Below are 12,673 nucleotides of genomic sequence, written 5' to 3'. Positions count from 1 at the left end.
AACGTCAGGGGTTGATGAGGTGCGCCGGGCGGTCACGGCCGACCGTCAGGCGTGCGGGGCGGTACGCGACGTACGCCGCCCCGTCCAGTCCGAGCGCGGTGGCCGACCGCTGGAGCGCGGCCGGGGTGGCGGTGTCGTCCCAGCGGCCGGTGCCGACGCGGTGTTCGAGCGCGTGCAGGGCGGCCACGGTCTCGGCGGTGGTGAACGCGCAGTGTCCCTGGCGCTCGACGTAGGCCTGGCGCAGCAGAGCACCGCCCCCGGCGGCGCGCACCCGGTCGCCGAACCGCCGTTCCTGTTCGACCGGGACCAGGTTGTCGGCGATCGTGTGCACGTCCAGCAGCGGCACGCCAAGGCCCTGACCCGCGGAGGAGGTGCGCTGCGCGGTGCGGACGGCGGCGGGGTCGGCGGTGACAGGGGCGGCCCGGGTCAGGGACGCGAGGTCGGCGCCCAGGTCCAGTCCGGCCGTCCGGTACAGGGCGCGGACCTGCGGGGCGTGCACGGAGCCGGCGAGCAGGCGGGCGTAGTCGACGCCCCGGTTCCAGGAGTTGTCGCCGCCGACGGACTGCTCCATGGCGTACCGGCCGCCCTCGACGAACGCCAGGATGCCCTGCGCGAACCACGTGTACTGCTGCTCCTCCTGCCCCGCCCAGTCGGCCGGGGCGGGCCGGTCCTGCCCGGGCGCCCAGGCGGGCAGGTTGAGGAAGGCCGCGGCCAGCGCGATCCGGGCACGGCCCTTGGGGGTGGCCTGGGCGGCGGTGACGGCGTCGGTGAGCCTCTTGGCGGTGGTGGCGGCGTCTGCGGCGGAGCCGAAGCGGACCAGGCCGACGTCCTGCCCGGGCAGCAGCAGCCGGGCGAGGGCGTACTCGGCGTCGAGTTGGTAGTTGTCCAGGTCGGTGCCGCCCGCCACCAGGCCGCACAGGCCGAGCGCGCCGTCGACGCGGCCGGCACCGTCGCGGGCGATCTGCGCGTTGACGAGCCCGCCCATCGACTGGCCGACGGCCAGGGTGCGTCCAGGCGTGCCGATCTTCGCGATGACGGCGTCGAGCGTGGCGAACTGGTCGCGTTCGGCGCTGTTCAGCGCCCACATCGAGCCATGGGGGTCGTACGACGACCCGGCCAGCGCATACCCCTCGGCGAGCAGCTCGGTGCGCACGGCGTCGGACGGAGCGTCCTTGGCGACGGTGGGGCCGAAGCCGTGGCTGAACAGCAGCAGGGTGCCGTTCCAGTCGGCGGGGACGTCCGCGATCCAGGTCGCACCGTCGGAGAGGGTGCCCGTGAGAGGGCCTGTGGCCGGCGTGGCCGCCTGGGCGGCCGGTGCCGGGCAGGTGGCGAGGGCCGCGGCCGCGAGCGTGGCCAGGGTGGCCAGGGCAGTGCGCAGGCGGGTGCGGGAAGGACGGGGGAGGGTGCGGGCGCGCATGGCGTCGGCTCCTTCTTGCGGCTGCGGAGCGGAACTTGGAAAGTTGCTCAGTGCACTGAACGAAGGTGCGCCAGGAATGTAGGGCTCTTTTCTTGCAGCCGTCAATGCGGTGCACAACATCGCTTCGGGTGGGAGCGCGTGGCCGCGTCACACGACTGAAGGGGCTACGCCGTCGGAATCGTCTCGATCAGCCGGCGCGCCGCGTCCCGGGCCGGGGCCTCCAGCAGGGCATGGACCGCGCGGAACGTCTGCTCCGCCGCGGCCGCGGGCCAGTCCGCCGGCAGATGCCGCACGGGCAGCCGGGGGTCGCTGCGGATGACCTGGAGCCACTCCGCGGTCAGCCGCAGGCGCAGTGCGAGGGCGTCCTCCGTGGCCGGGTCCACGCCGCCCGAGGCGTACGGCCGCCAGGAGCAGTCGAAGTCGCGGTAGCGCGCGGCGAGTCCGGGCAGGTCCCAGGTGTCGTCGATCGTCTCGGCGATGTCCATGCCGGCGTCCGCGTGGGCACGGAAGACCTTCACATGCGCCGACAGGCCCAGTTCGGCGACGATCCCGGAGACGTCGACCTCGCCCGGCGCGATCCACAGCCCGCTGAACAGTGCGCCGAACCCCGCCCAGGTCAACTGCGAGCGCAGATCGTGCCGTTGGCGCTGCCATGACTCCGGGAGCGAGAAGCCGAGCAGGGTCCAGGTGCCGTCCCACTCCCGGTTGACCGCGCCGGTCTTCCAGATGCGCCGCTCGCCGTCGCGCAGGATCGCCTCCGAGCGTTCGGTGAGGCCGACATACGTCCGCCGGCCCTCGCGCCGGCGGCTCAGCAGACCGCGGCCGGCCATCCGGGTGAGAGTGGACCGGGTGGCCTGCTCGCCGACTCCGGCGCGCCGGAACACCTCGATGACGCTCCCGGTGTACACGCACACCCCCCGGCCCAGCACCTCGTCACCGAGGAAGCTGAGCAGGAGGGACTGGGGGCGGGGGACGGCACCGGTCACGTGGACACATTACGAGCCCGGGCGTTCCCCTGACACGTGGGTCCGCAGCCGGTGCGCGCCTTCGTCCGTCAACCAGTCGGCGCCTGCGGCACCTTGGACGCCCGGTTCCCGGTGCGTGGCCGGGCGTCAGGTGAGTCCGTTCCCGGCGACGCGCAGCAGGAGGGTGTGCAGGGTCTCCCGCTCGGCGGGGGTGAGCGGGGTGAGCAGTTCGTCGGTGACGCGCCGGCCCGCCTGGTCGGTGTCGCGCAGGAACGCGCGGCCGTCCTCGGTGAGGGCGACGATGCGGCTGCGGCGGTCGTCGGGGGCGGGGCGGCGCTCGGCGAAGCCCAGTTTCTCCAGGTCGTCCACCAGGCCGACGATCGCGCTCGGGTCGTAACCGAGCCGGGCGCTCAGCTCGCGCTGGAGTGCGCCCTCGCAGGTGGCGAGGAATCGCAGCACGGCGTAGTGCCGCAGCCGTAGCCCCGACTCCTGCAGGAACGTGTTGAACAACTGACCGGAGCGCAGGCCCAGGCGGTACAGCAGATAGCCCGTGTCCGCGTGCAGCGCCCGCATCCACGGCTCGTCGGCGTCGATGGCGGTCGGGTGGCCGGTGTGCTGGCGAGCGATGGCGGGCTCCCTGGTCTGGGTCGTCGCGGTGGTGCTCCCCAGCATGCCGCATTCCGGGGATCACAACAACTATTGACGACAACAATTATTGCTCCTAGCTTCGATCTCATGCCTCCCATCGATCTCACCGGCAAGACCGCCGTCGTCACCGGCAGCGGCCGGGGCCTCGGCCTCGCCTATGCGCACGCCCTCGCCGCCCACGGCGCGTCCGTGGTCGTCAACGACGTCGACGAAGCCGTGGCCGAACAGGCCGTCAAGTCCCTCACCGCGGCCGGCGGCACCGCCGTGGCCGAGGTCGTCCCGGTGGGCACCGCCGAGGCCGCCGACCGGCTGGTGCGGCGCGCCGTCGAGGAGTTCGGCCGACTCGACGTCCTCGTCACCAACGCGGGCATCCTGCGCGACAAGGTGCTGTGGAAGATGACCGACGACGACTTCGACGCGGTGCTCACCACCCATCTCAGGGGCACCTTCACCTGTGCCCGCGCCGCCGCCCTGCGCATGCGCGAGCAGGGCAAGGGCGGCACGCTCGTCCTCGTCGGCTCCCCGGCCGGCCAGCGCGGCAACTTCGGCCAGACCAACTACGCCGCCGCCAAGGCCGGTATCGCCGCGATGGCCCGCACCTGGTCCATGGAACTGGCCCGCGCGCACATCACCGTCAACGCCATCGTGCCGGTCGCCGCCACCGCGATGACCGAGACCATCCCCGCCTTCGCCCCGTACGTCGAGGCCCTGAGGAACGGCGCACCGCTGCCCGGATTCCTGCGCAAGCAGGAGGGCTTCGGCACCCCCGAGGACTGCGCCGCCCTCGTCCCCTTCCTGGCCTCCGAGGCCGCCCGCGGCATCACCGGCCAGTGCATCGGCATCGGCGGCGACAAGGTGGCCCTGTGGTCGCATCCGCAGGAGACACGCACCGCCTACGCCGACGGCGGCTGGACCCCCGACACCCTGGCCGAGGCCTGGCCCACCTCCATCGGCGCCGAACCGCAGACCGTCGGGATCCCCGCACCGAAGATCCCGGAGGCGTGACCATGCCGACCCTCAACGTCGAAGAACTCCTTGCCATCGACGTCCACACCCACGCGGAGGTGTCCTCCCGGGGCCACTCCTCCCTGGACGACGACCTGCACGACGCCTCGTCCGCCTACTTCCGGGTCGAGGGCAAGCGCAAGCCCACCCTGGAGGAGACCGCCGCCTACTACCGCGAGCGGCGGATGGCCGCCGTGATCTTCACGGTGGACGCCGAGTCCGCCACCGGTACCGCTCCCGTCCCCAACGAGGAGGTCGCCGAGACCGCCGCCGCCCACGCGGACGTCCTCATCCCCTTCGCCTCCATCGACCCCTTCCGCGGAAGGGCGGGCGTGCGGCAGGCCCGCCGGCTGGTCGAGGAGTACGGGGTGAAGGGCTTCAAGTTCCACCCCAGCATCCAGGGCTTCTTCCCCAACGACCGCTCGGTGGCGTACGACCTGTACGAGGTGATCGAGGAGACCGGCACCATCGCGCTCTTCCACACCGGCCAGACCGGAATCGGCGCCGGAGTGCCCGGTGGGGGCGGCATCCGCCTGAAGTACTCCAACCCGCTCCACGTGGACGACGTCGCCGCCGACTTCCCCCATCTGAAGATCATCCTGGCCCACCCGTCCTTCCCCTGGCAGGACGAGGCCCTCGCGGTGGCCACCCACAAGCCAGGCGTGCACATCGACCTCTCCGGCTGGTCGCCGAAGTACTTCCCGCCGCAGCTGGTCCAGTACGCCAACACACTGCTGAAGGACAAGGTCCTGTTCGGCTCCGACTTCCCGGTCCTCACCCCGGACCGGTGGCTGGCCGACTTCGCGAAGCTCACCGTCAAGGACGAGGTCAAGCCGAAGATCCTGAAGGAGAACGCGGCCCGCCTCCTGGGGCTCGGCTGAGGGGCGGCACCGATGCGCAACGAGGGACTGGGGTCCTGGCCCGCACGCCGGGCCCGCAAGACCCCGAACCGTACGGCCCTGATCCACGGGGAGCGGACCACCGACTACCGCACCCTGCACCTGCGTGTCACCCGTCTCGCCCACGCCCTGCGCGCCCGGGGCGTCCGGCGCGGCGACCGCATCGCCCACCTCGGCCCCAATCACCCCGCCTACCTGGAGACCCTGTTCGCCGCCGGTACCCTCGGCGCCGTCTTCGTCCCCCTCAACACCCGCCTCGCCGGCCCCGAGATCGCCTACCAGCTCACCGACTCCGGCACCCGGGCCCTCGTCCACGCGCCCGCGCACGCCAGGATCGTCGCGGAGCTGCGGGCAACCACGGACGTCCGGACCCACCTCGAGATCGGCGAGGAGTACGAACAGGCACTGGCGTCCGCCCCCGACGAGCCGATCGACGAACCGGTCACCCTCGACGACCTCTGCATCATCATGTACACCTCGGGGACGACCGGCCGGCCCAAGGGGGCCATGCTCACCCACGGCAACCTCACCTGGAACGCCGTCAACGTCCTGGTCGACCACGACCTGATCACCGGCGAACGCGCCCTGGTGTCCGCCCCGTTGTTCCACACCGCGGGCCTGAACATGCTGACGCTGCCGGTGCTGCTCAAGGGCGGCACCTGTGTCCTGGTGGAGGCCTTCGACCCGGAGACGACCCTCGACCTGATCGAACGGCACCGGATCACCTTCATGTTCGGGGTGCCGACGATGTTCGACCAGGTCGCCCGGCAGCCACGCTGGGCGGACGCCGACCTGTCCTCGCTGCGCATCCTCAACTGCGGCGGATCACCCGTGCCGACCCCGCTCATCGCCGCCTACCAGGAACGCGGCCTCACCTTCCTCCAGGGCTACGGCATGACCGAGGCAGCGCCCGGCACGCTCTTCCTCGACGCCGAGCACGCGGTCGGCAAGGCGGGTTCGGCGGGCGTTCCGCACTTCTTCAGCGACGTGCGGGTCGTACGGCCCGACCTGACCCCGGTCGACGCCGGCGAGACCGGCGAGGTCGTGGTGCGCGGACCGCACGTCATGCCCGGCTACTGGCAGCTGCCCGCGCAGACGGAGGCCGCCTTCGCGGACGGCTGGTTCCGCAGCGGGGACGCGGCCCGGGTCGACGAGGACGGTTATGTGTACATCGTCGACCGGATCAAGGACATGATCATCTCCGGCGGCGAGAACGTCTACCCCGCCGAGGTGGAGGACCTCCTCCTCGCTCACCCCGGCATCGCCGAGTGCGCGGTCATCGGGGTCCCCGACGACCGGTGGGGCGAGGTGCCCCGCGCGGTCGTCGTCCCGGCCGCGGATGCCGACCTGGACCCGCGGGAGGTACTGGCCGCGCTGGCCGGGCGGCTCGCCAAGTACAAGATCCCCAAGTCGGTGGTGATCGCGGACGAGCTCCCGCGCACCGCCTCCGGAAAACTCCTCAAGTCCCGGGTGCGCCGGCGCTACGGCACTCCTACTTCCCCAACAGAGAGGTGACCCGTGGTCATCACCGTCAACGGCCTGGACGAACTGAAGAAGCTCGCCGGCAGCGACCTCGGCACCAGTGAGTGGATCGAGGTCACCCAGGAACGCATCGACACCTTCGCCGACGCGACCGGCGATCACCAGTGGATCCACACCGACCCGGAGCGGGCGGCCCGGGGCCCCTTCGGCGCGCCGATCGCGCACGGCTACCTCACCCTGTCCCTGTTCATCCCTCTCTTCACCCGGCTCCTGGAGGTGCGGGGTGTGACCACCAAGGTGAACTACGGCCTGAACAAAGTGCGCTTCCCCGCCCCGGTGAGGGCCGGATCCCGTATCCGGCTCGTCGCCCGGCTCGCCTCGGCCGAGGACGTGCCCGGCGGCGTCCAGATCACTGTTGACGGCACGATCGAGGTGGACGGTGGGACGAAACCCGCCGCCGTCCTGCAGAGTCTGTCCCGTTTCTACGCCTGAACCACCGGGCGGACGGTGATCCGCCCGCTCGGGTTCTCATCCGTACGTCTCTTTCTGTGTCCGCCGGGAGTCGTAGCAAGTCTGCCCCGCAGAGGGATTCGTGGGCCCCCGCCCCCACGAAATGGTCGTTCCGACCCGGCAGTTGACGGAAAGGAACGGCCATCGTGCGGACAGGACGCATGGCGCCCGTGCTCACCGTGGGGATCACCGCGGCCACGCTGATCCCCGCCCTCGCACCGGCGGCACAGGCATCCGCGGCGGAACCACTGAAGAGATTCGAGAGCCAGACGCTCACCTGGCACCGCTGCGACGCGTCGCAGCCCGCCGCCTTCCAGTGCGCGACCATCAAGGTGCCGCTGGACTACGGCCGCCCCGACGGCAGGACGATCAAGCTCGCCGTCTCCCGTCTGAAGACCGCTGTCCCCGGCAAGCGGCACGGCGCGATCCTCTTCAACCCCGGCGGTCCGGGCGGCGAGGGGCTGGACATGCCCGTCATGATGAAGGACGCGCTGCCCGGGAAGGTCCGTGAGCAGTTCGACCTCATCGGGTTCGACCCGCGCGGCGTGGGCCGCAGCACCCCGCTCAGCTGCGGTCTCACGCCCACGGAACAGAACTTCGAACACGCCTACAAGCCGGAGACGTTCAGCCGGGACGTCAAGTGGGCCCGCACCGTCGCCGACAAGTGCCGTGCCAGGAACGGCGACAGGCTGGCGTACTTCACCACCCGCAACACCGCCCGGGACATGGACGTCATCCGCGCCGTTCTGGGCGAGAAGAAGATCTCCTACCTGGGCTACTCCTACGGCACCTACCTGGGTGCCGTCTACGCGCAGATGTTCCCCGCACGAACCGACCGCTTCGTCCTGGACAGCGCGGTCGACCCGGCACGGGTGTGGCGCGGCATGATCCAGATCTGGGCCGAGGGCACCGAGCCGGCGTTCACCCGCTGGACGAAGTGGACCGCCCAGCGCGACCACACCTACGAACTGGGCGCCACCCCGGCCGAGGTGAGGAAGACGTTCTGGGACCTGATCGCCCGGGCCGACCGCACTCCGATCGACGACGGTGGCCAGAAACTCACCGGGGACGACATCCGGGCCATGCTGCGCGCCCAGTTCTTCAGCCCCAAGTCCGCGGCCGAGGCGGTCGTCGACCTCAAGAAGGCCGCCGACGGCCATGCGTCCGCGCGCCGTTCCCCCGCGCCGGACCAGCAGCCGCGCTTCGCGAAGGCCCCCGCCGCACAGGCACCGGCCGACAACGAGTCCGTGGCCTTCTGGACCGTGGTCTGCGGCGACACTGCGGCCTGGCCCCGCGACCCCGGGCAGTACCGGCGAGACGCCGTCCGGGACAAGGCCAAGTACCCCCTCTACGGCGACTTCGCCTCCAACATCACTCCCTGCGCGTTCTGGGCGAAGCCGGCCGAGCCCGTCACCGCGGTGCACAACGACGTCGGCATCCTCACCGTCCAGAACCAGTGGGACTCCCAGACACCGCTGGCCAGCGGCCTCGGCATGCATCACGCCCTGAAGGGCTCACGCATGGTGTACGTCAAGGGCGGCGAGGGCCACGGCGTGTACTCCGAGGACCGACGCTCCTGTGCCGACCGCACCGTCAACGCCTACCTGAGCAGCGGCAGGCTTCCGGCACGGGACGTCACCTGCAAGCCGTCCGGCCGCCAGGGACCCGGCGTGGGTCCCCGCATCGTCCCGGCGCCGCAGAACACCCCGCGATCGCCCCGTTTCTGACGCGGGTGCCTGGGCCGGCTGCGTGGCCGGCCCAGGCCGTGGTCGTCACAGAATGCCCTGCTCGCAGACCCGGCGGGCGACTTCCCGCAGCTTGACGTTGTTCTCCTGCGAATAGCGGCGCAGGACGTCGAACGCCTGCTGTTCGGTGAGGTGATGGCTGCCCATGAGGATGCCCATCGCCTCACCGATCATGTGCCGGGTGGCGACGGCGTGTTCCATCTGGGAGTGCGTACGGGCGCTGGAGAAGGCGACCGCCGCATGCGAGGCCAGCAGCCAGCCGGCCAGTTCACCGGCCTCGGTGAAGGCGCCCGGTCTGCGCGAGTAGAGGTTCAGCGCGCCCAGTTCCTCGTCCTCGGTGTACAGCAGGAACCCCATCATGCTGCCCACGCCCAGCTGGTGGGCCTGGGGGGCGAAGGCGGGCCAGCGAGGCTGCTCCAGGGTGAAGTCGGCGATGCGAAACAGCCGGTGCCCCGCCGCCGTGCGCGCCGCGTCGAAGCACGGCCCCTGACCCAGGCGCTCCTGCAGCCGGTCACTGTCGATGACGATCTGCTCGGTGGGCGCCAGGCTCTGCACCTTCGTGCCGTGCAGCACCAGAATGCCGGCCGCGTCGCAGCCCTCGACCAGTTCGGTGGCCGAGCCGGTGATCCGTTCGAGGGTGGCGGCGACCGACTCCTGCGCCAGGAGATCCCGCGCCATCGACGCCATCTGCTGCGCGAACCGAGCCCAGTCCATCGTGTCCTCCACCTCGCGGTCCGTCCCGGCCGAGCCGTCTTCCCAGGATCCCACGCCAGCCTGACAGCGCGGGCGCGGGAGAACCCGGTTCCCCGGGCCCGTCCGGCCGGCAATCGGCGGAACGGCTCACTGCCCCAGGGGCACGGTCCAGGTTCGGTCCGCGGTCGGTCCGGGTTCACTCGCGGGGACCGATCACCCTTCCCTCCGCGTCCCGGACGGTGATGGCCAGCACCGGGCAGACGTCGGCGGCATCGAGAGCGCGGTCGTCGTGGTCCGGGACACGCTCACTCACGGGACGCGCGTGATCGTCGTCAAGGGTGAAGAGATCCGGTGCGGCCCCGGCACACATCCCGGAGCCGATACAGCGGTCGGAGGCGACGTGCAGCTGCCGGCTCATGGGCGCCTCACCAGCCCACCGGCATGCTGCGCGGGCCGCGTACCAGCATCTCGGTCTTCCACGTGATGTCACCGGCGACGTACAGCCGGGGGAACCGGGCCACCAGCGCCCCGATGGCCTCCTGCAGTTCGAGACGGGCCAGGGGAGCGCCGAGGCAGTGGTGGACACCGTGTCCGAAGCCCAGATGGGCGTTGCCGCTCCTCGCGATGTCGAGCGTGCCGGCCGTGGTGAAGCGCAGTGCGTCCCGGTTGGCGGCGCCGATGGCGACCAGGACCGGTTCCCCGGCCCGTACCAGGGTGCCGCCGACCTCGATGTCCTCCTTGGCGTAGCGCGGCTGACCGGCTCCGCTGCCCAGCGGCACGAACCGCAGCAGCTCCTCGATCGCGCTGGTGATCAGCGCGGGCTCGGCGCGCAGCCGGGCGAGCGCCTGCGGATGGTCGAGAAGGGTGAGGACGAAGTTGGGGATCTGGGTGGCGGTGGTCTCGTGTCCGGCGACGAGGATGCCGACACACAGGTCGACGAGTTCCAGCTCGGTCAGCCGGTCATCGTGATCGCGCGCCTCGATCAGCGCCGTCATCAGGTCGTCCCGGGGCTCCTCGCGGTGGGCGGTGATCAGCCGGGCCATGTACGCCCGCAGCTCTTCACGGTTGCGGTCGAACTCCTCGGCGGTGAGCGAGCTGGTGGACAGCGCCGCGTCGCTCCACCTGCGAAAGCGCGGGCGGTCCTGCTCCGGCACTCCGAGGAGCCGGCAGATCACCGCGACCGGAATGGGCAGGGCATAGCGGTCGACCAGGTCGACCGGCGGCCCTGCCGCTTCCATCTCGTCCAGCAGCGTGGACGTCAGCTCCCTGACCCGAGGGCGGAGTTTCTCGACCTGGCGGACGGTGAAGGCCTTGGCGACCAGGGAGCGCAGCCGGGTGTGGTCGGGCGGATCCATGCTGAGGATGCCGCTGACCAGCCTGCCCTCGGAGGTGCGCGGCTCGTCGTGTGCGAGCCCCAGGGCCCGGCTGAAGCGCTGGTCACCGAGGACCAGCCGGGCGTCCGCGTAGCGGGTGGCGAGCCAGGCCGGCTCCCCGTACGGCAGCTGGACGCGTAGCAGACCCGGGGTGTCACGGGCCCGTTCGTATGCGTCGGACAGGGCCAGGTCCCGGCTGGAGTTGAAGGGATAGGCGAGGGGTGTGTGGTCCGTTGCCGTCACTGCTGCCTCCCTTGTGTAAGCATGCGCTTACAACGCTAGGAGGCGCCCATCGGGCGGTCAACGACGCTAATCAGCCGTTACCCTGACGGCTCCTCGGCAGGCGCGGGCGGGCTCATGGCGGCAGAAGGAGCAGAGAGTGGACACCAGCGAGCACACGCGGCATCAGGACGGGCCCGGCGGCGGCCCGGCGAGCGAGGACGCGCCGCACCGCCCACGTGACGCCCGCGGGACCCGGCTGCGCATCCTGCAGGCGGCCGGAGCGCTCTTCGCCGAGCGGGGGTACGACGCCGCCACCGTCCGTGACATCGCAGGACGCGCCGGAGTGAACCAGGCCCTCATATTCCGCTATTTCGGCTCCAAGAACGCGCTGCTCACCGAGGTCGTGGCCCAGGGAGGAAAGGAGCAGCTGAGCAACACGCCGGCCGATCGGCTGTTCGAGACCGCGCTGCGCGGTGTCCTCGCCGAGGGCGGCATCCCGGAAGCGGACCAGATGCTGACCGTCTACCTGCGCTCGATCGGCAACGCCGACGCCGCCCCCGACACCGTCCGCGCGCTCGGGGAGGACTACGCCGCCGCCCTGGCCGCCCTCTCCTCGGCCGACGACAGCAAGCTGCGCGCACAGCTCGCCATGGCCTGGCTGCTCGGCATCGGCCTGATGCGGGTCGTGGTCGGGCAGGAGCCGCTGGCGAGCGCGGAACCGGACGAGATCTGCGGCCACGTTCTCACGGCGATCGAGGGCCTCCTGGGCGACGAGCCGGTTCCCGGGGGCCGAGCAGGGGCCCGGCGCCCGGAGTGACCCTGTCGCCTGGACGCGTTGTGCGAGGGTGGTCGCATGGCAGACGAGGCCGAGTTCGCACCCGGTCTGTACCGGGGCACGGCCGGACACTACGACCGGTTCCGGCTCGCGTACCCCGACGCGATGATCGCCGATGTCGCGTGCCGGGCGGCACCATCGGGGTACGGACGCCTGCTCGACCTCGCCTGCGGCACCGGACAGCTCGCCTTCCCGCTGCGCGGATGGTTCGCGGACGTATGGGCCGTGGACGCCGAACCCGGCATGACCGAGGTGGTCGGCGCCAAGGCGGCGACCACTGCCGACGCGGCCCACATCCGCACCGTCACCGCCCGCGCCGAGGACCTGCAGGCCGATCCGGACAGCTTCGAGCTGATCGTCATCGGCAACGCGTTCCACCGGCTGTCCCGCACCCTGGTCGCCGAGCGCGCCCACATGTGGCTCAGGCCCGGTGGCTGCCTCGCGCTGTGCTGGTCGAGCAGTCCGTGGACGGGCCCCCGGAAGTGGCAGCGGGCGCTCGACCACCTGCTGCACTCATGGCAGAGCGCCCTCGGCGCGGCCGGCCGCGTCCCCTCCGGCTGGGACCGCGCCCGGCGGCGGGACCCCGACCGCGACGTCCTGTCCCGTGCCGGGCTCGAGCCTGCCGGGCGGCAGGAGTTCCCAGTCGAGCACCACTGGACGATCCGTGAACTCGCCGGCCACATCCGGTCGACGTCGTTCCTGCCCCCCTCGGTGCTCGCGGAGCGCGCCGACGAGTTCGATGCCGAACTCACCGCCGGACTCAGCCCCCACACGGCCGAAGGGCGCCTCACCGAAACGGTCGGTTTCGCCTGCGAACTGGCGCGCAAGCCGGCCCGGGCGACGGCGTGGAAGACGTGCCGGGATTGGTGACTGCGGCAG

Annotated in this window: 13 protein-coding genes; 7 read left to right on the top strand and 6 right to left on the bottom strand. The window is 71.5% G+C overall.

The window, feature by feature from the left end:
• Nucleotides 1-4: 4 nt before the first annotated feature.
• From ACZ7HQ_RS11735 to ACZ7HQ_RS11725, 3 genes are all read right to left on the bottom strand, one after another.
• Nucleotides 5-1,417: an alpha/beta hydrolase gene (locus ACZ7HQ_RS11735; RefSeq protein WP_470987439.1), complete on the bottom strand. Its 1,413-nt coding sequence runs from the start codon at nucleotides 1,415-1,417 to the stop codon at nucleotides 5-7.
• A 164-nt stretch (nucleotides 1,418-1,581) separates the two neighbouring features.
• Entirely contained in the window at nucleotides 1,582-2,403 is an 822-nt protein-coding gene (locus tag ACZ7HQ_RS11730; RefSeq protein ID WP_470987438.1) for a PaaX family transcriptional regulator, read from the bottom strand.
• A 126-nt stretch (nucleotides 2,404-2,529) separates the two neighbouring features.
• Nucleotides 2,530-3,054 carry a MarR family winged helix-turn-helix transcriptional regulator gene (locus ACZ7HQ_RS11725; protein ID WP_470987436.1) on the bottom strand — a complete coding sequence of 175 codons (525 nt, stop codon included), beginning with the start codon at nucleotides 3,052-3,054 and terminating at the stop codon, nucleotides 2,530-2,532.
• Between the two features lie 63 nt (nucleotides 3,055-3,117).
• Between ACZ7HQ_RS11725 and ACZ7HQ_RS11720 the strand changes: the two genes are divergently transcribed.
• The 5 genes from ACZ7HQ_RS11720 to ACZ7HQ_RS11700 all read left to right on the top strand — a co-directional run bounded on the left by ACZ7HQ_RS11720 (nucleotide 3,118) and on the right by ACZ7HQ_RS11700 (nucleotide 8,653).
• Nucleotides 3,118-4,035, top strand: a complete 918-nt coding sequence (locus tag ACZ7HQ_RS11720; protein ID WP_470987435.1) for an SDR family NAD(P)-dependent oxidoreductase — start codon at nucleotides 3,118-3,120, stop codon at nucleotides 4,033-4,035.
• 2 nt (nucleotides 4,036-4,037) lie between these two features.
• Entirely contained in the window at nucleotides 4,038-4,916 is an 879-nt protein-coding gene (locus ACZ7HQ_RS11715; RefSeq protein ID WP_470987433.1) for an amidohydrolase family protein, read from the top strand.
• Between the two features lie 12 nt (nucleotides 4,917-4,928).
• A complete protein-coding gene (gene menE, locus ACZ7HQ_RS11710; protein ID WP_470987431.1) occupies nucleotides 4,929-6,449 on the top strand; it encodes an o-succinylbenzoate--CoA ligase in 1,521 nt (506 codons plus the stop codon).
• A gap of 3 nt (nucleotides 6,450-6,452) precedes the next feature.
• Nucleotides 6,453-6,908: a MaoC family dehydratase gene (locus ACZ7HQ_RS11705; protein WP_470987429.1), complete on the top strand. Its 456-nt coding sequence runs from the start codon at nucleotides 6,453-6,455 to the stop codon at nucleotides 6,906-6,908.
• Nucleotides 6,909-7,072: 164 nt separating this feature from the next.
• Nucleotides 7,073-8,653, top strand: coding sequence for an alpha/beta hydrolase (locus tag ACZ7HQ_RS11700; RefSeq protein ID WP_470987428.1), 1,581 nt, complete (start codon nucleotides 7,073-7,075; stop codon nucleotides 8,651-8,653).
• A gap of 45 nt (nucleotides 8,654-8,698) precedes the next feature.
• Here the strand turns inward: ACZ7HQ_RS11700 and ACZ7HQ_RS11695 are convergent, their stop codons facing one another.
• From ACZ7HQ_RS11695 to ACZ7HQ_RS11685, 3 genes are all read right to left on the bottom strand, one after another.
• The gene (locus ACZ7HQ_RS11695) at nucleotides 8,699-9,385 is read right to left on the bottom strand and encodes a GAF and ANTAR domain-containing protein (protein ID WP_470988896.1); all 687 of its coding nucleotides are present in this window, start codon (nucleotides 9,383-9,385) and stop codon (nucleotides 8,699-8,701) included.
• A gap of 175 nt (nucleotides 9,386-9,560) precedes the next feature.
• Nucleotides 9,561-9,782 carry a ferredoxin gene (locus ACZ7HQ_RS11690; protein WP_470987426.1) on the bottom strand — a complete coding sequence of 74 codons (222 nt, stop codon included), beginning with the start codon at nucleotides 9,780-9,782 and terminating at the stop codon, nucleotides 9,561-9,563.
• A gap of 7 nt (nucleotides 9,783-9,789) precedes the next feature.
• On the bottom strand, nucleotides 9,790-10,980 hold the full coding sequence (locus ACZ7HQ_RS11685; protein WP_470987424.1) for a cytochrome P450: 1,191 nt from the start codon (nucleotides 10,978-10,980) through the stop codon (nucleotides 9,790-9,792).
• A 136-nt stretch (nucleotides 10,981-11,116) separates the two neighbouring features.
• On the opposite strand from ACZ7HQ_RS11685, the gene ACZ7HQ_RS11680 reads away from it, so the two are divergent.
• Together ACZ7HQ_RS11680 and ACZ7HQ_RS11675 are read left to right on the top strand one after the other, a co-directional pair.
• Nucleotides 11,117-11,776 (top strand): TetR/AcrR family transcriptional regulator, encoded by a 660-nt coding sequence (locus ACZ7HQ_RS11680; RefSeq protein ID WP_470987422.1) that lies wholly within the window; start codon nucleotides 11,117-11,119, stop codon nucleotides 11,774-11,776.
• A gap of 36 nt (nucleotides 11,777-11,812) precedes the next feature.
• Nucleotides 11,813-12,664 carry a class I SAM-dependent methyltransferase gene (locus ACZ7HQ_RS11675; RefSeq protein ID WP_470987420.1) on the top strand — a complete coding sequence of 284 codons (852 nt, stop codon included), beginning with the start codon at nucleotides 11,813-11,815 and terminating at the stop codon, nucleotides 12,662-12,664.
• Nucleotides 12,665-12,673 lie beyond the last annotated feature (9 nt).

This window comes from Streptomyces sp. NPDC037290, from assembly GCF_055603245.1.
Note: the sequence above shows the minus strand (reverse complement) of the source record. Positions and strands in the feature narration are given on the sequence as shown.

Bases quoted from the DNA above. Each gene is read 5' to 3' on its own strand.
- ACZ7HQ_RS11690 (WP_470987426.1), bottom strand. From the start codon at position 9,782: ATGAGCCGGCAGCTGCACGTCGCCTCCGACCGCTGTATCGGCTCCGGG.
- ACZ7HQ_RS11695 (WP_470988896.1), bottom strand. From the start codon at position 9,385: ATGGACTGGGCTCGGTTCGCGCAGCAGATGGCGTCGATGGCGCGGGAT.
- ACZ7HQ_RS11715 (WP_470987433.1), top strand. From the start codon at position 4,038: ATGCCGACCCTCAACGTCGAAGAACTCCTTGCCATCGACGTCCACACC.
- ACZ7HQ_RS11675 (WP_470987420.1), top strand. From the start codon at position 11,813: ATGGCAGACGAGGCCGAGTTCGCACCCGGTCTGTACCGGGGCACGGCC.
- ACZ7HQ_RS11720 (WP_470987435.1), top strand. From the start codon at position 3,118: ATGCCTCCCATCGATCTCACCGGCAAGACCGCCGTCGTCACCGGCAGC.
- ACZ7HQ_RS11735 (WP_470987439.1), bottom strand. From the start codon at position 1,417: ATGCGCGCCCGCACCCTCCCCCGTCCTTCCCGCACCCGCCTGCGCACT.
- menE (WP_470987431.1), top strand. From the start codon at position 4,929: ATGCGCAACGAGGGACTGGGGTCCTGGCCCGCACGCCGGGCCCGCAAG.
- ACZ7HQ_RS11725 (WP_470987436.1), bottom strand. From the start codon at position 3,054: ATGCTGGGGAGCACCACCGCGACGACCCAGACCAGGGAGCCCGCCATC.